17 protein-coding genes are annotated in these 19,949 nt (G+C 71.0%); 7 read left to right on the top strand and 10 right to left on the bottom strand.

Annotated elements, in window-relative coordinates; genetic code table 11:
• Positions 1 to 87 precede the first annotated feature (87 nt).
• The gene (locus BM070_RS09540) at positions 88 to 1,041 is read left to right on the top strand and encodes a class I SAM-dependent methyltransferase (RefSeq protein WP_092939359.1); all 954 of its coding nucleotides are present in this window, start codon (positions 88 to 90) and stop codon (positions 1,039 to 1,041) included.
• Between the two features lie 91 nt (positions 1,042 to 1,132).
• Here BM070_RS09540 and BM070_RS09545 read toward each other — a convergent pair whose 3' ends face one another.
• Complete coding sequence (locus BM070_RS09545) at positions 1,133 to 1,534, bottom strand: GNAT family N-acetyltransferase (protein WP_217648942.1); 402 nt, start codon at positions 1,532 to 1,534, stop codon at positions 1,133 to 1,135.
• A gap of 259 nt (positions 1,535 to 1,793) precedes the next feature.
• Between BM070_RS09545 and BM070_RS09550 the strand changes: the two genes are divergently transcribed.
• Complete coding sequence (locus BM070_RS09550) at positions 1,794 to 2,234, top strand: carboxypeptidase-like regulatory domain-containing protein (RefSeq protein WP_245785165.1); 441 nt, start codon at positions 1,794 to 1,796, stop codon at positions 2,232 to 2,234.
• Between the two features lie 46 nt (positions 2,235 to 2,280).
• On the opposite strand, the gene BM070_RS09555 is transcribed toward BM070_RS09550, so the two are convergent.
• The 3 genes from BM070_RS09555 to BM070_RS09565 all read right to left on the bottom strand — a co-directional run bounded on the left by BM070_RS09555 (position 2,281) and on the right by BM070_RS09565 (position 6,444).
• The gene (locus tag BM070_RS09555) at positions 2,281 to 2,796 is read right to left on the bottom strand and encodes an EVE domain-containing protein (RefSeq protein ID WP_092939362.1); all 516 of its coding nucleotides are present in this window, start codon (positions 2,794 to 2,796) and stop codon (positions 2,281 to 2,283) included.
• A gap of 30 nt (positions 2,797 to 2,826) precedes the next feature.
• Positions 2,827 to 5,328, bottom strand: a complete 2,502-nt coding sequence (locus tag BM070_RS09560; protein ID WP_434803185.1) for a DEAD/DEAH box helicase — start codon at positions 5,326 to 5,328, stop codon at positions 2,827 to 2,829.
• 315 nt (positions 5,329 to 5,643) lie between these two features.
• Positions 5,644 to 6,444 (bottom strand): helix-turn-helix transcriptional regulator, encoded by an 801-nt coding sequence (locus BM070_RS09565; RefSeq protein WP_092939364.1) that lies wholly within the window; start codon positions 6,442 to 6,444, stop codon positions 5,644 to 5,646.
• A 90-nt stretch (positions 6,445 to 6,534) separates the two neighbouring features.
• On the opposite strand from BM070_RS09565, the gene BM070_RS09570 reads away from it, so the two are divergent.
• Together BM070_RS09570 and BM070_RS09575 are read left to right on the top strand one after the other, a co-directional pair.
• On the top strand, positions 6,535 to 7,038 hold the full coding sequence (locus tag BM070_RS09570; protein WP_092939365.1) for a DUF3237 domain-containing protein: 504 nt from the start codon (positions 6,535 to 6,537) through the stop codon (positions 7,036 to 7,038).
• Positions 7,039 to 7,119: 81 nt separating this feature from the next.
• The gene (locus BM070_RS09575) at positions 7,120 to 8,172 is read left to right on the top strand and encodes a Bug family tripartite tricarboxylate transporter substrate binding protein (protein WP_092939366.1); all 1,053 of its coding nucleotides are present in this window, start codon (positions 7,120 to 7,122) and stop codon (positions 8,170 to 8,172) included.
• A gap of 318 nt (positions 8,173 to 8,490) precedes the next feature.
• Here the strand turns inward: BM070_RS09575 and BM070_RS09580 are convergent, their stop codons facing one another.
• From BM070_RS09580 to BM070_RS09590, 3 genes are all read right to left on the bottom strand, one after another.
• Entirely contained in the window at positions 8,491 to 9,009 is a 519-nt protein-coding gene (locus tag BM070_RS09580; protein ID WP_092939367.1) for a hypothetical protein, read from the bottom strand.
• 33 nt (positions 9,010 to 9,042) lie between these two features.
• Positions 9,043 to 9,294: a GlsB/YeaQ/YmgE family stress response membrane protein gene (locus BM070_RS09585; RefSeq protein ID WP_092939368.1), complete on the bottom strand. Its 252-nt coding sequence runs from the start codon at positions 9,292 to 9,294 to the stop codon at positions 9,043 to 9,045.
• A gap of 300 nt (positions 9,295 to 9,594) precedes the next feature.
• On the bottom strand, positions 9,595 to 10,170 hold the full coding sequence (locus BM070_RS09590) for a C40 family peptidase (RefSeq protein WP_092939369.1): 576 nt from the start codon (positions 10,168 to 10,170) through the stop codon (positions 9,595 to 9,597).
• Between the two features lie 241 nt (positions 10,171 to 10,411).
• On the opposite strand from BM070_RS09590, the gene BM070_RS09595 reads away from it, so the two are divergent.
• The 3 genes from BM070_RS09595 to BM070_RS09605 all read left to right on the top strand — a co-directional run bounded on the left by BM070_RS09595 (position 10,412) and on the right by BM070_RS09605 (position 14,361).
• Positions 10,412 to 11,563: a PQQ-dependent sugar dehydrogenase gene (locus BM070_RS09595; protein WP_434803180.1), complete on the top strand. Its 1,152-nt coding sequence runs from the start codon at positions 10,412 to 10,414 to the stop codon at positions 11,561 to 11,563.
• 125 nt (positions 11,564 to 11,688) lie between these two features.
• Complete coding sequence (locus BM070_RS09600; protein WP_092939370.1) at positions 11,689 to 12,303, top strand: isochorismatase family protein; 615 nt, start codon at positions 11,689 to 11,691, stop codon at positions 12,301 to 12,303.
• Positions 12,304 to 12,450: 147 nt separating this feature from the next.
• The gene (locus tag BM070_RS09605; protein ID WP_092939371.1) at positions 12,451 to 14,361 is read left to right on the top strand and encodes a propionate--CoA ligase; all 1,911 of its coding nucleotides are present in this window, start codon (positions 12,451 to 12,453) and stop codon (positions 14,359 to 14,361) included.
• A 117-nt stretch (positions 14,362 to 14,478) separates the two neighbouring features.
• Here the strand turns inward: BM070_RS09605 and BM070_RS09610 are convergent, their stop codons facing one another.
• The 3 genes from BM070_RS09610 to BM070_RS09620 all read right to left on the bottom strand — a co-directional run bounded on the left by BM070_RS09610 (position 14,479) and on the right by BM070_RS09620 (position 19,946).
• Positions 14,479 to 18,369, bottom strand: a complete 3,891-nt coding sequence (locus tag BM070_RS09610; protein ID WP_245785166.1) for a sensor domain-containing protein — start codon at positions 18,367 to 18,369, stop codon at positions 14,479 to 14,481.
• A 72-nt stretch (positions 18,370 to 18,441) separates the two neighbouring features.
• Complete coding sequence (locus BM070_RS09615) at positions 18,442 to 19,377, bottom strand: DMT family transporter (protein WP_092939372.1); 936 nt, start codon at positions 19,375 to 19,377, stop codon at positions 18,442 to 18,444.
• Complete coding sequence (locus tag BM070_RS09620; RefSeq protein ID WP_092939373.1) at positions 19,374 to 19,946, bottom strand: methylated-DNA--[protein]-cysteine S-methyltransferase; 573 nt, start codon at positions 19,944 to 19,946, stop codon at positions 19,374 to 19,376. Before BM070_RS09620 ends, BM070_RS09615 begins: the two co-directional genes overlap by 4 nt.
• Positions 19,947 to 19,949 lie beyond the last annotated feature (3 nt).

Consider the following 19,949-nt stretch of genomic DNA (forward strand, 5'->3'; position numbering starts at 1 on the left):
GGTTTGCTATCTTTTGAATAGCTACATATGAAGGCGCACCAAGCGCTGTAGGGCCAAAGGGCTATGGAACTTTGTCACAATGCCGGCATGCAAGCCCTGTTCGACGCCATCGCCGCGATGCCCCTCTGCCACGACGCCCAGCGCCTGTTCCATGGACGCGGCGGGCGCTTTCCCGGTTGCGAGCATCTGGCGCTCGACGTCTATCAGCCGGTCTTCGTGCTCACCAGCTTCGAGCCCCTGGCGGACGAGGCGCTGGCCGCCATCGGCACCGCGCTGCAGGCCCGCTGGGCCCGGATCGCGCCCGGCGAACCGTTGAACTGGGTCTTCCAGTGCCGGCACGAGCAGCAGCGCGAGACGCGCCTCATGGCCGGCAGCGTGCCCGAGCCGCACGTCGTCACCGAACACGGCGCCCGCTACCGCGTGCATGTCGATAAAGGCCAGAACCACGGCCTGTTCCTGGACATGGCCGAAGGCCGCCGCTGGGTGCGCGAGCACATCGCCGCCCGCAAGGCCCGGGAGCCGCGCGGCGCCAAGGTGCTGAACCTGTTCGCCTACACCTGCGCCTTCTCGGTCGCCGCGCTGCAAGGCGGCGCCCGGCAGGTCGTCAATGTGGACATGGCCCGAGGCGCCATGGCCATCGGCCAGCAGAACCACCAGCTCAACGGGCTGACCGCAGGCGCCAGCTTTCTGGCCCACGACATCTTCAGCACCTGGGGCAAGATCAACCGCAGCGGCCCCTATGACCTGGTGATCGCCGACCCGCCCAGCTACCAAAAGGGCAGCTTCGTCGCCACCAAGGACTACGCCCGCCTGATGCGCCGCCTGCCCGACCTGCTGGCCCCGGGCGGACATGCGCTGCTGTGCCTGAATGCGCCCGAGCTGGGCCTCGGCTTCCTGCAGGATCAGATGGCGGAGCTGGCCCCCGAACTCCGCTTCGTGGAGCGCGTGGCGAATCCGGCGGTGTTCGCGGATGTGGATGAGGGCAGGGCGCTGAAGGTGGTGGTGTACCGGGCGGATCCGCTACCGGTCTCCGTCGCCTGAATGGCGCTGGCCTTGGGCCTTGGGCCTTGCGCCTTTCAGCCAAGGCCCAGGGCCTATCCACGAAAGACATGCCGGGAACTGGTGGATGGAATCAGTGCTCGTTCCCGGCGTAGATCCACATGGGTTCCGTTTTGCCGGCCCGCTCGAAACCCATGGATTTGTAGAACTCGACGGCATCTCCATCGGCCGTCAGCATCTTTTGATGGAAATCGACATACCGTTCCAGCAGCGCACCCATCATCGCTCGGCCGATCCCCTGGTGCTGGAATTCCGGGTGCACCAGCATGTGCGGGAAATAAACCACCAGATGCCCGTCTGAGATCGCATTGCCGAGCCCGACCAGCCGCCCATTCACACGCGCAGTGACGAGGGTGTGCGAGTTGCGCAGCGCCGCCAGAAGCTGGCGGGGCTTCTCTGCCGACGACCACACATTCGCCTTGTAGAGCGCGATCACTTCATCGTCGCCCAGGGTGTCGCCGAGGGATAGGTTCAAGGTCATCTGATGTTCAGTCCGTGAGAGTCATATGGTTTTGAGGCTTCATTGAAAAAGCCCGGCAGCTCTTCCAAGGGATGAGGCCACATCGTGCAGACGGCCGTCCGCTTCAGCCACTGCCGACAAGGCGCATCATCGCGCCTGCAGAGCCCGCACACGGTCATGCCGGCCGACAAACTGTGCTTACGCCTGCTGACACCTGAGGAGCCCTCCCGGTAAGAGCATGGCGTTCTAGCATTCACCCTGGAGCCCTTCCACCATGACCCCCGCCCCCCGGCACTCCGATCGGCGTTTCACTTCCTCCACCCTCGCCATGGCACTGGCGGCCGTGATGGCCGCATCGTTCAGCGCAGGCGTGTCCGCCCAAGGCAGCCTGCCGCAGGCCCACACGCAGGGGAGCCTGCGCTACAGCTGCGGCGGCATCGGGCTGGATGAATCGACCGCCATGCGGGCCGCGATGAAGGAGCACCCTCTCTCGCTGCTGTTCGCCGCAGCCGGTGGCGCCTATGAGGCCGACGTGCGCGTCACCGTGAAGCCCGAAGGCGCGGGTGAGCCGCACAGCTTCACGGCCAGCGGGCCGATCTGCCTCTTGAACCTGCCCGCCGGGCGGTACGCGGTGGAAGCCGAGATGGCCGGCAAGACGCAGCGCCAGAGCGTCGAGGTGGGCAAGTCGCCCAGGACGCTGGATTTCCGTTTCTAGACGCCTCTGGCTGCCGCTGATCCGGCGTGGAGGCGCGCAGGCGCAGTCAGGCCGGCTGCGCCATCCGCTGGGTGATGAAGTCCCATTCGGCCGCCTCGACCGGGGTGATGGAGAGCCGGCTGCCCTTTTGCAGCACGCGCATGTCGGCCAAGGCCGGTTGCGCCCTCAGATCGGCCAGCGCGATGAGCCGGATCTTGCGCAGCGCCTGCACGTCCAGCAGCAGCCAGCGCGGCTGGGCGGGGGCCGATCTGGCATCGAAGTAGGGAGATTGCGGGTCGAATTGCGTCGGGTCCGCGCGGGTGCCCGAGGCCACCCGGGCGATGCCTGCGATACCCGGCTCGGGGCAGCTGGAATGGTAGAAAAGCACGCCATCGCCGACCTGCATCTCGTCGCGCATGAAGTTGCGCGCCTGGTAGTTGCGCACGCCCGTCCAGGCAACGGTGGCATCAGGGGCCGCCAGCGCATCGTCGATCGAGCATTCCTCGGGTTCGGACTTCATCAGCCAGTAGCGGGCTGGGCGGGGCGGTGCTGTGTCGGGAGTGGGGGCGGAAGCGGGAGCCATGGCGGGATTTTCCGACAAAGTCCTGCAGGCTCAGCCCATGCCGCCCACATCCGGCACGGCGTCCCGCGCGGAGGCCAGCGGCGCCAGCAGCGCCCGCAGATCGGCCTCATCGAACTTGACCGCACCCTCGGCATCGTGGCCGAGCACGCCGTCCGCCAGGGCTTGCTTGCGCGATTGCAGCTCCAGCAGCCGCTCTTCGATGCTGCCTTCGGCCACCAGCCGATAGACGAAGACGGGCTGGTCCTGCCCGATGCGGTGCGCGCGGGCGGTGGCCTGCTCTTGGGCGGCGGGGTTCCACCAAGGGTCCAGGTGGATCACGGTGTCGGCGGCGGTGAGGTTCAGGCCGGTGCCGCCGGCTTTGAGGCTGACCAGCAGCACGGGGGCGCTGCCGTGCGCCCCGCCCCTGTCCTGCTCCTGAAAGCGCCGTACCACCTCGGCGCGCTGCGCGGGCGGTGTCTCGCCGGTCAGGCGCAGATAGGGCTGGCCCAGCGCCTGCAGGCTGTCGCCCACCAGGGCCAGCATGGCGGTGAACTGCGAGAACACCAGCACGCGCCGGCCTTGTTCCACCAGCGTGGGCAGGGTGGCGGCCAGCCATTCGAGCTTGGCGCTTTCGGTGCCGGGCGCGACCTGGGCGCCTCGCACCAGGCGCGGGTCGCAGCAGACCTGGCGCAGCTTGAGCAGCGCGTCCAGCACCGCGATCTGTGCGCCGGCCCAGCCCTGGCGCGCGAGTGCGCGGCGCACCTGCTTGTCGGCCGCGGTGCGCACGGCTTCGTACAGGGTGCGCTGGCGGCCCTGCAGCTGCACGCGCTGCAGGATATCGGTGCGCGGCGGCAGTTCGGCCGCCACGTCGGCCTTGCGGCGGCGCAGGATGAAGGGGCGCACGCGCTGGGCCAGCAGCTGCGCGCGCAGGGTCTCGCCGTTCTCCTCGATGGGCTTGCGCCAGCGCTGGGCGAACTGCCGCGCGTCGCCCAGGAAGCCGGGCATGAGGAAGTCGAACTGCGCCCACAGCTCGCCCAGGTGGTTTTCCAGCGGCGTGCCCGTCAGGCAGAGCCGGTGCGCGGCCTGCAGGCTGCGCAGGGCGCGGGCGCTGCGGCTGGCGGCGTTCTTGACCATCTGCGCCTCGTCGAGGATCAACAGGTGGAAGGGCTGCGCGGCCAGGGCGGGCGCATCGCGCCAAAGCAGGGGATAGGTGGTCAGCACCAGGTCGTGCCCGGCCATGTGGGCGAAGCGGCTCGCCCGGTCCGGGCCCTGCAGGGCCAGCACGCGCAGGCCGGGTGCCATGCGGGCGGCTTCGGCCTGCCAGTTGAAGAGCAGCGAGGTGGGCAGCACCACCAGCGCCGGGCGGGTGAGGCGGCCGCTTTCCTTTTCCAGCAGCACATGGGCCAGGGCCTGCGCCGTCTTGCCCAGGCCCATCTCGTCGGCCAGGATGCCGCCCAGGCCCTGGGCGCGCAGGTATTGCAGCCAGGCCAGGCCCTCTGATTGATAGGCGCGCAGCGCCACCTGCAGGCCCTGCGGCGCCGCCACGGGCTGCGGCGTGCCGATGGCCTGCAGCCGCCGGGCGAGCCAGGCCAGGCCGGCCTCGCCTTGCAGCTGCCAGTCGTGCGCGCCCTGTCCCAGCCCGGCGTGCAGGGCGTGCAGGCGCTGCGCCTCCCAGGCGCCGAGGCGCAGCGGCTCGCCCTCGCGCCGCTGCTGGCGGGCGGGGTCGGCCAGCAGATCGACCAGCGCGCCGACGATGGCCTTGATCGGCTCGGCCGGCGCCTCGATGCGCCGCCCGCCCGGCGCGCGCAGCGTGATGACCTCGGTGTCGTCGATGGCGGCGATGCGGCGCGCATCCAGCCAGCGTGCCTCGCGGCGCAGCAGGTCGGCCAGCATGGGCGCCAGGTCCAGGGTTTCTCCGTCGATCTCCACGCCCAGACTCAGCAGCCAGGCGCCTTCGCGCTCGGGCAGCCGCAGCTTCTGCACGGGGCGCGGACGGGTGCCCAGCGGGCCGTCCACCTCCTTGGCGTCGGCCTCGCCGGTGTTGGGGGAGAGCACCAGCTTCCAGCGCTGCACCGGCACGCTTTCATGCGCGAAGCCGGGCCGGACCACCACGCGCCAGCCCTGCGACCGCAGGCGGGGCACGGCGTCGGCCCAGAAATCGCCGAATGCAGCCTCCTGCGCCAGCGTCCACAGCGGGCCCAGGCCGGCGCCCGCATCGGCGCTGCGCCATTGCAGCGTGCGGAGGTCGATGGGCAGCAGGCCCAGCTCCCGCACCAGGTCGATCGCGTCCGCCTCGGCAGCCAGGTCGCGCTGCAGGCGCTGCACACATCCACCCGGGCCGGGCACTTCCTGCAGTGCGGCGGGGCGGCTGTTGAGGATGGTGGTGGGCGCGGGCGTCTGCCAGAGCACCGGGCCCGGCGTGCCGGTGGTGCCGCGGGTACCGGGTTGCCGGTAGGTCCAGTCGATCTGCGCCATGGTGACGCTGTCGCCGCGCGGGCCGATGGCGCCCTGGCGCTCCAGGCCGAGCAGCCCGTCGCCCCGGCCCAGCGTCATCAGGGTGAGGGTGGGCTGGAAGTGCCCGGCGATGGCACCTTCCGGTGGCGCAGACGTCGCCGGCACCGATGCCGTGGATTCGGCGCCGCGCATCAGCGCCATCACGCGGGCGGCCTCGGCATCGGTCGGAGTGGGCAGGGCCTGCAGCTCGGCCGGGCCGGCGCGGCGCCGCAAGGCGGCGATCCAGGCCGCGATCACCGCCTGCCGGTGGGCGGGCGACGGGTCGGCATCGAGGGGAGGGGCAGAAGGGCCGGGTGCAGTCACTGGCCCGCGATTGTGCCGTGCGGCGCAGGCGCGGGCCGACGCAGCGGCCCGTCAGGCATCGCCCAGCACCCTGGCGAAGAGCTCGTTGCGGAAGTGGATGCCCAGGCGAGCGAACGCGCGGTTGCGGTAGGTCTTCACGGTGGGCAGGCCCAGACCCAGATCGCTGGCGATGCCGTCGTGCGTCATGCCCTGCAGCAGGCGCGCGCAGATATCGACCTCGCGCGGGGTCAGGCCGCCTTCCAGCCGCAGCAGGCGCTCGCGCAGCGCGCAAAGGCCGGGCCCCGGGGCCGGCCGGATCAGGGCGATGTGCTTGCGCGCCAGCGCCAGCAGCACCGGCGCCACCGATTCGAAGGCGCTGAGATGGCGGTCGTGGAAGGGCGGCTGGTGCGCGTGGCGGTAGAAGTTCAGCGCCAGCACGGAGCCGTCCTGCGCGTCGTCCAGCGCCACCGAGACGCGCTCGGCCACACCGTGGGCCTCATAGACCCGCGCCCGGTGCTCGGCCGCGATCTCGCCGGCCGTGACGTGGCAGAGCCGGGGCCTGGGAGCGGCCGGCGCCGCGCCCCAGGTGCCGTCGCTGCGGCAGGGCCCCGACAGATAGGCCTGCCAGCAGTCGCGCGTGGTGTCGGGAACGCCCCGGCTGGCCGAGAGGAACAGCGCGGGCTGGCAGCGCCGCCCGGTGCGGTACATGGACCACGACGCAGCGGGCAGCAGGGGCTCCAGCGCTTCGAGCATGCCGGCCGCGAAGCCCGCATCGCCCAGCCGGTCCACGAGATGCTCGACGGCGAGGCCGGCGGTGCCGGTAGCGTGGCCAGGCCCGTCGGGGCGGGCGGAAGGAGGCAGCCAATGTCTCATGGGGCCTTCGGGAGCAGGGCGTGGCGGGGCATGGGCCTGTCATCCTCCGGGAGGACAGACAGCGCAGGCATCGGGATTTACGCTGAGCGCATGAATGATTACCCAGGTTGTGATTCCGCCGGAGCGCCCGCAGCGCTGCCGACGCCCGTGCTGAAGTTCTTCGCCGACCTGGCCGTGCAGGTCGGGCCGCCGCAGGAAGTCGGCCAGACCGCGCAGGGCCTGCGGCGGGTGGTGCCCATCGTCGGCGGCACGGCCAGGGGCGACGGATGGGCTGCGCGCGTGCTGCCCGGCGGGGCGGACTTCCAGCGCATCGTGAACGGCAGCCTGTCGGAGCTGGACGCGCGCTACGTGCTGGAGACGGATGCCGGCGACCGGATCTACGTGCAGAACCAGGCCATCCGCTGCGGGCCGGCCGAGCTGATCGCCCGGCTGGGCCGCGGCGAGCCGGTGGACCCGGCGCAGATCTACTTTCGCTGCCACCCGCGGTTCGAGACGGCTTGCGCAGCGCTCGCCTGGATCTCCGAGCGCTGCTTCGTCGGCACCGGCGCCCGCTATCCGGACCGCGTGGCCATGCGCTTCTTCGAACTGACCTGACGGCCCGAGCTCACGATCAGCCGCCCCGTGGGACCGGGGCTCGCTGCACCTGAACGACAAAAAACGAAAGAGGAGACACCAATGCACAAGCCCCCAGTCCACCCCGCCCGACCGCAGCGCCGCCGCATGCTGGCTTGCGCCGTCGTCGCCTTGATGGGCGCGGTGTCAGCCGCCATCGCCCCTGCGCAGGCGCAGCCGGCGGCACCGGAGCAACCCGCCGGTACCGGCGGCTACCCGAGCAGGCCGGTGCGCATCATCGTCGGCTTTCCCGCGGGCAGCGGGCCGGACATCGTGGCCCGGCTGCTGGCGCAGCGGCTCTCCGAGGGCTGGGGCGGCGTCGGCGTGATCGTGGACAACAAGCCCGGCGCGGCCGGCCTGATCGCCGCGAGCGAGGCCGCGCGCGCTGCGCCCGACGGCTACACGCTGATGCTGGGCGAGACCGGCCAGCTCAGCATCGCCCCCAGCACCTACAGCCGCCTGCCCTATGCGCCGCAGAAGGACTTCGTGGCGGTGAGCCAGGTCGCCACCTCCGACTTCGTGCTGCTGGTGGACCCGCAGAAGGTGCCGGCGCGGGCGGTGCGCGACTTCGTCGCCTGGGCTCGGGAACTTCGGCAGGGCCTCTTCATGGCGACCTTCGGCGCCGGCACCCCCGGGCATTTCGGCGCCGCGCTGTTCGGCGAGGCCGTGCAGCTCAAGCCCGAACCCGTGCATTACAAGAGCACCTCCGATGCGCTGGCAGGCCTCTTCGGGGGCGACGTGCAAGGGCTCTTCGCCAGCGTGGGCCTGGCGGCACCCAACGTCAAGGCCGGCAAGCTGGTGGCGCTGGGCAGCACGGGCGCCACGCGCAGCGCCGCGCTGCCGGGCGTGCCCACCTTCAAGGAACAGGGCTACGCGGCGGTGGAGTTCTCGTCGTGGTTCGGCATCGTCGCGCCGGCACGCACGCCAGCGGCCCTCGTGGCCCGCCTCGGCGCCGACGTGGCTCGCGCCGCCCAGTCGCCCGAGGGCCGGGCCCGGCTGGAGGACGCGGGCTTCAAGGCCACGGGCACGAGTCCGCAGGAGTTCGCCCGCATCATCGCGGCGGACACCGCCACCTGGGGCAAGGCGGTCGCCGCAACGGGGTTCAAGGCCGACTGAGCGGGAGCCCGGGGAGGCGCCGAAGAGGGATGGGGCAGGAAGCGGCCTTAGAACGTGTTTACGATCTCGCAGGGGATCGCGTTGGAACGCAATCGGGATGAGTGGATGCCTCGGATGCGCCGCATGGACTCATGCCCATGCAAGCAGCCGGGGCGTTCAATCGCCCGATTTCGCTCCAACCCGAAGGGCAGCTACGTCGGCGGGCGGTCTGCGGCGTTGCGGCGCTTGTGGATAGCCGTGCTATCCACTGCGCACCGCGCCTTGCATCCCATCCCGCCGACGTAGCTGCGCGACCCCTGGGAGATCGTAAACACGTTCTTAGGCCTGGGGCGGAGGCAAGGCCAGCTGGGCCTGCTTGACCACCCGCACGCAGTCCTGCAGGTGCAGCTCGCCCAGATAGCGCAGCGTGGCATAGCCCAGCGCCGCCGACACGGCCTGGCCGGCCAGCGGGACGAACTTGGCGGCCTGGCTGGCCGTGAGCCGCATGCCGATGGCGCGGCTGGCTCGGATCACCAGTTCACGCGTGACCAGCTTGCCGATCAGCACGGAGCCGACCATCGACACCGCCTTTTGCACCTGCTCGCGCTTGTGGGGCGTGAGCGCATCGAGCTGGGCCGCGCTCAGGCCGAAGCGGGCGTTGATCTGTGGCACCAGGCGCGAGAGCAGCGCCGCATCCACCGCCCAGTCGAGCCCGGGCACCGGCACCGTGCCCGCCACGGCCGCATAGAGCGCGCGGCGGTGCAGGAGCCGGCGGCTGCTTTCGATGGCGGCCTGCAGCGCGGGGTCGCCATCCGCCAGCTGTTCGGCAGAGGGCCGGGCGGCTTTCTTCTTGAACATGCGAGGTGTTCTCCGTCAGCCCTGGGCCCCGGATCAGCCCTTGCGGCGGATCATGCCGTAGAGCACCAGCAGCACGATGGCGCCCACGATGGAGGCGATCCAGCCAGCGGCTTCGCCCTGGACATACCAGCCCATGGCCACGCCCACGTAGGTGGCGAGGAAGGCGCCGGCCACGCCGAGCAGCATGGTCATGAACCAGCCGAGCTTGTCGTCACCGGGCTTGAGGGCGCGCGCCAGCAGACCGACGATCAGGCCGACGAAGAGGGTTCCGAGTAGAGACATCATGAAAGGCTTTCCCGTACAACAGGTGGATGAAAACGGAGCCGGGAAATTCCCGGTTCCGCCGCAGGCCCGCATTGTGGCCAGCCGCTGAAACCTTGCTTGCAGGACGACGCCGCGCGTTCTGCAGCCCGGCTGGGCTCCGCCACAGACCCCGCGCCCAAGGGATGGCGGGCACGGCGCAGGCGCCTGCGAAATGCACTTTCCGTGCCGTAGGGACGAAAAAAAGCCGCCCGGAGGCGGCTTGTCGCGGCGAGGTGCCCGGCTTGGCGGGCGCCAGCGCTGCGGTGGCGATTCAGCGGCTATTTAGCGGCGCGCGGAATTGGCGATCGCGTCGGCGGCGGCATCGTCTTCCGCCAGGACGCGGCGGGCGCCGTTGAACCGGCGTTGCCAGTACTTGCCCGTCATGTCTTCCACGCGCACTTCGGAGCCGCTGCGGGGCGAGTGGATGAACTTGCCGTCGCCCAGGTAGATGCCGACATGGCTGAAGGCGTGGCGCATGGTGTTGAAGAACACCAGATCGCCGGGCTTCAGGTCCTTCTTGTCGATGACCTCGGTGGCGGCGGCCTGTTCCTTGGCGCGGCGCGGCAGCACCAGGCCCTTGGCCTGTTCGAAGATGGTACGGACGAAACCGCTGCAGTCGAAGCCCGTTTCCGCGCTACTGCCGCCGCGGCGGTAGGGAACACCCAGAAAGCCCATGGCCGTGGAGACCAGGGTGGTCGTGCGGTCGGTGACGTCGTTCCGCACTTCCTGAAGCTGGGTCATCAGACCGCGTTCCTTGAGGATGCGGTCGATTTCATCGTCGCTGATCTTGCTGGCGGCGGGTGCTGCATGGACAGCCTGGGCGCCAACAAGTAACAAAAAGCAAATCCAACGTGACATGGGGCGCGAGAGTAGCATGGCTTGCGCTGAAGTCCTACAAAAAAATGCCTGCCCGCCTGCTTTCGGAGGGTCTTTGGCCCGGCGACAGTCATGGTCTTTGCCGACGAAAAATGCCCGGAAAGCACGCAACCATGCGGGTTTGCGGGGTGTGTGGGCCCCGCGCGCGGCGCCCCTTGAGGAGTCCTCCATGAATTTGCAACGAAATGCAGGCGCCGCCCTGATGCACAGGCCACAGTCCGCTATGCTTAATGTAGCAACGGCCATCATCCTGACCACCGCCATGGCCTGGGCCGTCATGCCCGTGCATGCAGCCACCGGGCCGCAAAAGCCGGTCGCGCCCGTGGCGGCGCGCACGGCCGTGTCCACCGAAGTCGTGGCCAGCGGGCTGGAACATCCCTGGGGGCTGGCCTTCCTGCCGGGCGGGCGCTTTCTGGTGACCGAGCGCCCCGGCCGCCTGCGCGTGGTGGAGCCCGACGGGCGCCTGAGCCCACCGCTGGCAGGCCTGCCGCCCATCGCCGCCGGCGGCCAGGGCGGCCTGCTGGATGTGGCCACCGATGCCGACTTCGAGCGCAACCGCCGCGTGTACTTCTGCTTTTCCGAACCCGACGCCCAGGGTGCCGGCACCAACAGCACGGCCCTGGCGCGGGCCACGCTCTCGCCCGACGAAAAGGCGCTCAAGGACGTGCAGGTGATCTTCAGCCAGAAGCCCAAGGTGCGCAGCAACGCGCATTTCGGCTGCCGCATCGCGCAGGACGGGCAGGGCGGCCTGTTCCTCACGCTGGGCGACCGCTTCCAGCGCAAGGACGACGCGCAGACCCTGGACAACCACCTGGGCAAGATCGTGCATGTGCGTACCGAAGGCGGCGCCGCGCCGGGCAATCCGGCGCCGGCCGGCGCCTTGCCCGAGATCTGGAGCTGGGGCCACCGCAACGTGCAGGGCGCGGCGCTGGGGCCGGACGGGCACCTCTGGGTGAACGAGCACGGCCCGCAGGGCGGCGACGAGATCAACGTGGTGCAGGCCGGGCGCAATTACGGCTGGCCGGTCATCACCTATGGCGAGAACTACGGCGGCGGCAAGATCGGCGAGGGCACGGCCAAGGCCGGCATGGAGCAGCCGCTGCACTACTGGGTGCCGTCCATCGCGCCCTCGGGCATGGCGTTTCTGACCAGCGACCGCTATGGCGCCGCCTGGAAGGGCAGCCTCTTCGTCGGCTCGCTGCGCTTCGCCCGCCTGCACCGCCTGCAGTTCGACGCATCGGGCCGCGTGGTGCGCGACGAATACCTGCTGGACAAGGCCGGCAGCCGCATCCGCGACGTGCGGCAGGGCCCGGACGGCTGGATCTACCTGCTGACCGACAGCCCGGACGGGCAGCTGCTGCGGCTCAAGCCCTGAGGCCCCGGCGCCGAGCCCCGGCATGCCCGCTGCTATATGATTGATAGCTGCCTGCGCTGGCGCTGCAAGCGCGGGCGGCTCATTTCCATCTCTTTCCAGCCGGACCAGCCGGACAAAGGCACGCCATGCTCCTCGACGCCCTCGAATCCCAACTCGTCCTGGTGGACTACCAGGAACGCCTGATGCCCGCCATTGCCGATGGCGCGGCCGTGCTGGCCAATGCCCGGCTGCTCGCGCAGGTCGCGCGGGCGCTGGAGGTGCCCGTCTGGGGCACCGAGCAGAACCCCTCGCGCCTGGGCCCCAACGATGCCGTGGTGCGCGCCGCCTGCCGCCGCACGCTGGCCAAGATGCAGTTCAGCGCGGCCGACGAAGGCCTGGGCGAATGGCTGCGCCCGCCCGCCAAGCCCCAGCAGGGCGGCAACGCCCGCAGCCTGCCGCGCCATCTGCAAAAGCCCCAGCAGCCGCAGGGCGGCGCCGATGAGCGCGGCAGCATCGTCATCGCCGGCTGCGAGGCCCATGTCTGCCTGCTGCAGACGGCGCTGGACCTGCTGGAAGACGAATTCGAGGTCTGGGTGGTGACCGACGCCTGCGGCTCGCGCACCGAGCGCAACCGCGATGCGGCCTTCGACCGGCTGGCCGGCGCCGGCGCCGAGCTGGTGACCACCGAGATGGTGGCCTTCGAATGGCTGCGCGGCTGCGAGCACCCGGCCTTCAAGGACGTGCTGGCGCTGGTGAAGTAGCCGCGGGGCGCCCAGCCCTGGCCTTGCGCAGGTCAGGCGAGTGGGATGGGCGGGGCAGACTAGGTACTTGCCCTGGCGCAAGGTTGGTGACAGGCGCCTGAGCACAATCGTGCGGGCAGGCACTACCAACAACCAGGAGACAAGCCCATGACCGCCCCCACCGTGGACCCCGCCGCCGCATTCCATCGCCGCTCCATCGAGGACCGCGACGCCTTCTGGGCCGAGCAGTCCCGCCTGATCGACTGGCACACGCCCCCGTCGCAGATCTGCGACCACTCCCACCCGCCTTTCGCGCGCTGGTTCGCCGGCGGCACGACCAACCTCTGCCACAACGCGGTGGACCGGCACCTGGCCGAGCGTGCCGGGCAGCCGGCGCTGGTCGCCATCTCCACCGAGACAGGCACCGAGCGCAGCTATTCGTATGCCGAACTGCACGCCGAGGTGCAGCGCGTGGCCGCCATGCTGCGGTCGCTGGGCGTGCAGCGCGGCGACCGGGTGCTGATCTACATGCCCATGGTGGCCGAGGCCGCCTTCGCCATGCTGGCCTGCACCCGCATCGGCGCGCTGCACTGCGTGGTCTTCGGCGGCTTCGCGGCCGGGGCGCTGGCCTCGCGCATCGACGATGCCGAGCCGGTGGCCATCGTCAGCGCCGATGCGGGCTCGCGCGGCGGCAAGGTCGTGCCCTACAAGCCGCTGCTGGACGAGGCCCTGCGCCTCTCGCGCCACCAGCCGGCCGCCGTGCTGCTGCTGGACCGGGGCCTCGCGCCCCTGCCCATGCAGCCCGGCCGCGACCATGCCTGGGCGGCGCTGCGCGAGCGGCATCTGGACGCCCAGGTGCCCTGCGAATGGGTGGACGCCACCCATCCCAGCTACACGCTCTACACCAGCGGCACCACCGGCCGGCCCAAGGGCGTGCAGCGCGATACGGGCGGCTATGCGGTGGCGCTGGCGGCCAGCATGCGGCACCTCTTCGACGCGCAGGCCGGCCAGGTGTTCTTCGCCACCAGCGACATCGGCTGGGTGGTGGGCCACAGCTACATCGTCTATGGCCCCCTGCTGGCGGGCATGACCACCATCTTCTACGAAGGCCTGCCCACCCGGCCCGACGCCGGCGTGTGGTGGAGCATCGTCGAGCGGCACCGGGTGACGCACATGTTCTCCGCGCCCACGGCCGTGCGGGTGCTCAAGAAGCAGGATGCGTCCTGCCTGGCGCGCCACGACGTCTCATCGCTCAAGGCCCTGTGGCTGGCGGGCGAGCCGCTGGACGCGCCCACGGCCGAATGGATCGGAAAGGCGCTCGGCGTGCCCATCATCGACAACTACTGGCAGACCGAGACCGGCTGGCCCATCCTCACGCTGGCGATGGGCGTGGCGCCCCAGGCTCCGCGCCTGGGCAGCCCGGGCCGGGCCGTCTATGGCTACGACGTGAAGCTGATCGACGAGGCGACGGGCGAGGAGCTGACCGCCCCCGGCCAGAAGGGCGTGCTGGCCATCGACGGGCCGCTGCCGCCCGGCTGCATGCAGACCGTGTGGCGCGACGACGAGCGCTTCGTCAACACCTACTGGAAGAGCCTGCCCGGGCCCATGCGCTACAGCACCTTCGACTGGGGCATCCGCGACGAAGACGGCTACTACTTCATCCTGGGCCGCACCGACGACGTCATCAACGTGGCCGGCCACCGCCTGGGCACGCGCGAGATCGAGGAAAGCATCGCCGCGCATCCCGGCATCGCCGAGGTGGCGGTGGTGGGCGTGGCCGACGCGATCAAGGGCCAGGTGGCCATGGCCTTCGCCGTGCCGCGCGATGCGGCGGCCCTCGCCGATGAAGAGGCGGCGCGCCGGCTGGAGGGCGAGGTGATGCAGCGCGTGGATGGACAGCTGGGCGCGGTGGCCCGGCCTTCGCGCGTGCTCTTCGTCAGCCTGCTGCCCAAGACGCGCAGCGGCAAGCTGCTGCGCCGCGCCCTGCAGGCGGTGGCCGAGCGGCGCGACCCGGGCGACCTGACCACGCTGGACGACCCCGCCGCGCTGCAGCAGGTGAAGGACCTGATGGCGCGGTGATGGTCCCCATGCGCAGCAGTAGCTCCGGATTGCTATCGTTTGCATAGCTGATGGCGCTTGCTGGGCAAGGGCTTGCGGGCGGAATGCCTGCAAGCCCCGCGGGGTGGTGCGACGGGCTCAGAGCCCGCCGAAGGCGTGCTGCCAGGGCGCCGGCCGCACCAGCCAGGCGCGCGGCGCCTGCCACTGGCTCACCCAGTCGGCGAATTCATCGGCCGGCATGGGCCGGGCGATGCAGTAGCCCTGGGCCCAGGTGCAGCCCATGTCCAGCAGCATCTCGCCCTGTTCGATGGTCTCCACCCCCTCGGCGATGATGCGGTGGCCGAAGGAATCCCCCAGGCCGATCACGCCCCGCACGATGGCGCGGTCGCCCGCGTCGGTGGTCATGTTGTGCACGAAGCTGCGGTCGAGCTTGATGTGGTCCAGCGGCAGCCGCCGCAGGTAGGCGAGCGACGAGTAGCCGGTGCCGAAGTCGTCCAGCGACACCATCACCCCCAGGGCGCGCAGGCGTTCGAGCTCGACCGCGACGTGGTCGATGTCGTAGAGCGCGGCGCTTTCGGTGATCTCGATGTCCAGCAGGTGCGGCGGCGCCTCGGGCTGCATGGTGATGCGGTGGATCATCCAGTCGGCGAAGCCCTGGTGCTGCAGGTGCTCGGCGGAGATGTTGATGCTGATGGGCAGCTCCAGCCCGGCGCGGTACAGCCCGGCGATCAGGCCCAGGGCCGTGTCGGTCACCCATTCGCCGAACAGGGCCTGCACCTCGGTGCTCTCGATCAGGTGCAGGAAGGCCCCGGGCGCGAGCAGCCCGCGCTGCGGGTGGTTCCAGCGGGCGAGCGCCTCCGCGCCGATCACGGTGCCCCGGCGCATGTCCACCTTGGGCTGCAGATAGAGCGCGAACTGGCCCTGCGCCAGGGCTTCGGCCAGCTCGGTGGCCTGGGCGCGGCGCACCAGCTGGGCGCGCTCCTGCGCCGCATCGAAGGCGTGGTAGCGGTTGCGCCCGGCCTGCTTGGCCACGTACATGGCCTGGTCGGCATGGCGCAGCAGGGTGTCGGCGTCGGCCTCGTCGTCGGGAAAGAGCGTGTAGCCGATGCTGGCGGTGACGACCACACGCTCGCCTTCCAGCTGGTAGGGCGCGGCCACGCTGTCCATCAGCGTGCGCAGCAGGCGTTCGCATTCCTTGCGCGATTCCAGCTCGGGCAGCAGCACGGCGAACTCGTCGCCGCCCAGGCGCGCCACGCAGTCCATCGGCCGCAGAGAGCGGCTCAGGCGGTCGGCGATCACCACCAGCAGCTGGTCGCCCGCGCCGTGGCCCAGGCGGTCGTTGACGGGCTTGAAGCCGTCCAGGTCCAGATAGGCCAGGCCCAGCAGCTTGCCGTGTTCGCGGGAGGCGTCCATCGCCTCCTGCAGGCGCTCGCCCATCAAAACGCGGTTGGGCAGGCCAGTCAGCGCGTCGTGGTGGGCCAGCAGCTGCAGCACGGCCTGCTTTTCATGCTGGCTGGTCACGTCGATGCCCACACCCACCATGCGCAGCGGCCGGCCCTGCAGGTCGCGCTCGATGATGGTGCCCAGGTTGCGCAGCCAGCGGGCGCCGCCGCCCTGGCTGCGCACCTGCCAGGTGGCGTCGAAGGGGGTGGCGCTCTGCGCGGCGTGGCGCCGGCATTCGGCCTCGATGGATTCCAGGTGCTGCGGCGCGATGGCGGTCTGCCAGGGCACGCCCGCGTCGCCTTCGCCGTGCTGCAGGCCGTGCAGGGCCTGCCAGCGGGCGTCGCCCGTGATCAGACCGGTCTGCAGGTTCCAGTCCCAGAGGCTCAGGGTGGCGGCCGAGATGGTGAGCGAGAGCTGCGCTTCGCGCTCGCGCACGCGCTGCTCGGCCCGCTGCCGCTCGGTGATGTCGTGCAGCACGAACAGCCAGCACGCCTCGCCGTTGGATTCGACCGGGGTCATGGACTGCAGCAGCATGCGCCGCTCGCCGCTGCGCGTGCGCATCTCGGCCTCGAAGGACAGCAGCTCCCCGTGGCGCTCGGCCTCCCGTTTCAAATGATTGCGCTGCTCGGCGGTGTAGAGACCCAGGCCGACCACCGTGCTGTCCAGGGCCTCCTCGCGGCTGAAGCCGGTGATCTGCTCCCAGGCCGGGTTGACGTCGATGTAGGCGCCGGTGGTGCGGCGCGTGAGGCCCATGGGGTAGGGCATGGCGCGGAACATCTGCGCGAAGCGCGCCTCCGACTGGCGCAGGCCCTGTTCGGCGCGCTTGGCCTCGTCGATGTCCTGCAGCACGCCGCGCAGCCGCACCAGGCGGCCGTTCTCCAGTTCGGGCTCCGCGCTCATGCGCACCCAGATGCGGCGGCCGTCGGCGCGCACGAGCTCGACCTCCATGCGCCAGGCGACCGGATCGGTGACGGCGCGCCGGAAATGGGCGCGCACCGAGTCCTGCCACTCGGGGGCGACGAAATCGCGCAGGTATTCCTGGGCCGAAGGCAGCGGGGTGCCGGGCTCCATGCCGTGGATCGCGTAGCAGACGTCGGACCAGTAGGCCGGCCCGCCGGGCATGGGATAGACGTTCACCCACACGCCCAGGCGCGCCATGCGGCCGGCCTGCTGCATCACGGTGTGGGCGGCCTCCAGCTCGTCGCGCATGCGCGAGGCTTCGGTCAGGTCGTGGAAGACGAAGACCATGCAGGTCTCGCCATCGAGCTGGATGGTCTGGGCCGACAGCTGCCCGCGCAGCGTGCGCCCCTGGGGCGTGACGGTGATCGGCAGGCCCACGACGCCGCCCTTGAGCTTCAGCGCGGCCAGCAGCGCCGAGCGCTCGCGTGCCGAGGTCCAGATGCCCAGCTGCATGGCCGTCTTGCCCACGATCTCGGCGATCGGCCGCTCCAGCAGGCGGGCCATCGCGGGGTTCACGTCCAGGCAGCAGCCGTCGCGCAGGCGGGTGATGCCCGCCGGGTCCGGCAGGGTCTGGTACACGGTGGTGTACTTGGCCTCGGAGACGTTCAGCGCGTCGAGCAGCGCGCGCTGCTCGGTCACGTCCACGTCCATGCCCACGATGCGCAGGGCGCGGCCCTGTTCGTCGCGTTCGGCCACCTGGCCGCGCGAGATCACCCAGCGCCAGCGGCCCTGCAGGTCGCGCATGCGGTACTGGGCTTCATAGGCGTCCTCGTTACCCTGCATGGCGCTGTGCAGGTGCGGGCCGATGCGGTCGGCGTCTTCCGGGTGGCGCAGCGCATTCCAGCGCTGCCAGGCCAGGTCGTGCGCCAGGCCGTCGGGCCCCGGGTCGCGCGGCAGGCCGAAGGCCTGGTAGAACGCGCCGTGGTAGATGAAAAGAAAGCGCTCGTCCTGCAGTTGCCATTCCCAGTGGCCGCTGCCGAAGGCCTCCAGCGTTCTCAGCAATTCCTGTTCGCGCGTGCTCAGCTGCACCACGGTGCGGCGGTAGGCGCGGTGCAATTCGAGCAAGGTGCCCAGCGCCAGCACGGCCGCGCCGTAAGGCCAGGGCCAGGTGGCCGGCCCGCCCGCGGCCCAGGGGGCCAGCACCACCGGCAGCAGCACCGCCATGGCCAGCAGCAGCCAGCCGGAGCGCGCCTCATGGCGCCTGCGGGCCACGGCCAGAGCGCTGCCCAGGGCGACCACGGCCGCGGCCTGGGCCAGCGCAGTGCCTGCGGGCAAGCCCTCGGCCCCCGTCAGCAGATGCATCGCCAGCGGCAGGGCCGCGGCCACCGCGCCGGACAGCGGGCCGAAGGTGAAACAGCAGACCGCCACCAGGGCCGGGCGGATGACCAGATGCGTGCCATTGCCCAGATGCTCGACGAGCTGGGGCGCGATCAGGGCGCCCAGCGCCGAAAGCATGCCGGCGAAGGCGCCGATCGCCACCTTCCGGTAGTGCGAGCGCTGGCGTGATTGCGGCAGCATCGCCACGAAGGCGGGCAGCGCCAGATACACCAGGCAGGTGAGAAAGAATGGGCCGAGCAGCACGGTCACCGCCCCGGCATGCCAAGGCGGCTGGACCGCCGGGTGCAAGGAGAAGAGGGCGTGATGACGGCGCGCATGGCCGCGAGTGTAGGATGCCTGCCGCCCTGCGCGGCGGTGTTTTCAGGTCAGGGGTGCCGCTGCAGCGGGCCGCCGGCCGCGCACCAGCCCGGTGGAGAGCATGGTGCCGCACACGATCACCAGGCCGCAGCCCAGCATCCAGGGCGTGATCGCCTCCTGCAGGAAGATCGCGCCGTAGGCCACGGCGAACACCGGCGCGAGGAAGGTCACCGTCAGCGCCCGGCTCGGGCCCGCACGGGCGATCAGCCGGAAATACAGCACGTAGGCGATGCCGGTGCATACCACCGAAATGAACGCGATCGCCGCCCAGGCGCGGGGCCCGGGCATCTGCGCCGGCCAGAACCAGATCGTGGGCAAGGCCAGTGCCAGCGAAGCGCCCACCTGGCTGCCGGCCGCATTGGCCAGCGCCGGCACGCCCACCAGATAGCGCCGCGCGAAGCTCGCGGCCACCGCATAGCAGGTGGTGGCCAGCAGGCAGGCGGCCATGGCCCAGATGGCGTAGGGAGACTGCCCGCCCGCGCCCGAAGGCACCCGCAAGGCCAGCAGCGCCACGCCCACGAAGCCCAGCACCAGGCCCAGCGTGCGCAGCCGGCTGATGCGGTCGCCCAGCCAGGCCCAGGCCACCAGCGCGCCGAAGAGCGGCACGGTGGCGTTGAGGATGGAGGTGAGCCCCGTGGGCAGGTGCGTGACCACCCAGGCATAGAGGGCGAACGGGATCGCCGAATTGATGACCCCGCTCAGCAGGATCGGCTTCCAGTGCTGGCGCAGGGCCGGCCATTGCCCCTGGCGCATCAGCAGCGGCCAGAGGAAGACGGCGGCCAGGCCCGTGCGCAGGCCGGCGGTGGGCAGCGGCCCGAACTCGGCCGCGCCCAGCCGGGTGAAGAGAAAGGACGATCCCCAGATGGCGGCGAGCACCACGAATTCGGCCACCCAGCCGCGCCCGCCCGTGGCGGTGCCTGCAGTGCTGGCGGCGCTCATGCCTGCGCCTCGGCCGCGAAGAGCGGCAGCGCGCCGTCGCCCGCAGCCGCCTTCTGCGAGGCCAGCGCGCCCTCCAGCCGCAGCAGGGCCGACTTGCGCTCCAGCCCGCCGGCATAGCCCGTCAGCGCGCCGCCCGAACCCAGCACACGGTGGCAGGGCACGATCACGCTGATGGGGTTGCGGCCCACGGCCGCGCCCACGGCGCGCACCGCCAGCGGCTGGCCGATCTGGCGGCTGAGCGCCCCGTAGCTCATCGTGGCGCCGTGGCGGATGCCCAGCAGCGCCCGCCACACGGCCTGCTGGAAGGGCGTGCCCGATTCCAGGTCCAGCGGCAGATCGAACCCGGTGCGCTGGCCGGCCAGGTAATCGCCCAGCTGGCGGGCCGCTTCGCGCAGCACGGGGTGGCCGAGCTCCTGCGGCCAGGCCGCGGGGCCGTCCAGCGGCTGCACGGGCTGGTGGCGCTGGCCGTCGAACCAGAGGCCGGCGAGGCCCCGGGGCGATGCGGCCAGCCGTACGTCGCCCAGCGGCGTGGCGATGCGGCTTTGCACGATGTCGGAGGGAAAGGGCATTGT

It is taken from the genome of Paracidovorax wautersii (assembly GCF_900113035.1).
Lineage (GTDB): Bacteria > Pseudomonadota > Gammaproteobacteria > Burkholderiales > Burkholderiaceae_C > Paracidovorax > Paracidovorax wautersii.

Bases quoted from the DNA above. Each gene is read 5' to 3' on its own strand.
- BM070_RS09540 (WP_092939359.1), top strand. From the start codon at position 88: ATGCAAGCCCTGTTCGACGCCATCGCCGCGATGCCCCTCTGCCACGAC.
- BM070_RS09550 (WP_245785165.1), top strand. From the start codon at position 1,794: ATGACCCCCGCCCCCCGGCACTCCGATCGGCGTTTCACTTCCTCCACC.
- BM070_RS09555 (WP_092939362.1), bottom strand. From the start codon at position 2,796: ATGGCTCCCGCTTCCGCCCCCACTCCCGACACAGCACCGCCCCGCCCA.
- BM070_RS09560 (WP_434803185.1), bottom strand. From the start codon at position 5,328: ATGACGCTGGGCCGGGGCGACGGGCTGCTCGGCCTGGAGCGCCAGGGC.
- BM070_RS09565 (WP_092939364.1), bottom strand. From the start codon at position 6,444: ATGAGACATTGGCTGCCTCCTTCCGCCCGCCCCGACGGGCCTGGCCAC.
- BM070_RS09570 (WP_092939365.1), top strand. From the start codon at position 6,535: ATGAATGATTACCCAGGTTGTGATTCCGCCGGAGCGCCCGCAGCGCTG.
- BM070_RS09575 (WP_092939366.1), top strand. From the start codon at position 7,120: ATGCACAAGCCCCCAGTCCACCCCGCCCGACCGCAGCGCCGCCGCATG.
- BM070_RS09580 (WP_092939367.1), bottom strand. From the start codon at position 9,009: ATGTTCAAGAAGAAAGCCGCCCGGCCCTCTGCCGAACAGCTGGCGGAT.
- BM070_RS09585 (WP_092939368.1), bottom strand. From the start codon at position 9,294: ATGATGTCTCTACTCGGAACCCTCTTCGTCGGCCTGATCGTCGGTCTG.
- BM070_RS09590 (WP_092939369.1), bottom strand. From the start codon at position 10,170: ATGTCACGTTGGATTTGCTTTTTGTTACTTGTTGGCGCCCAGGCTGTC.
- BM070_RS09595 (WP_434803180.1), top strand. From the start codon at position 10,412: ATGCTTAATGTAGCAACGGCCATCATCCTGACCACCGCCATGGCCTGG.
- BM070_RS09600 (WP_092939370.1), top strand. From the start codon at position 11,689: ATGCTCCTCGACGCCCTCGAATCCCAACTCGTCCTGGTGGACTACCAG.
- BM070_RS09605 (WP_092939371.1), top strand. From the start codon at position 12,451: ATGACCGCCCCCACCGTGGACCCCGCCGCCGCATTCCATCGCCGCTCC.
- BM070_RS09615 (WP_092939372.1), bottom strand. From the start codon at position 19,377: ATGAGCGCCGCCAGCACTGCAGGCACCGCCACGGGCGGGCGCGGCTGG.
- BM070_RS09620 (WP_092939373.1), bottom strand. From the start codon at position 19,946: ATGCCCTTTCCCTCCGACATCGTGCAAAGCCGCATCGCCACGCCGCTG.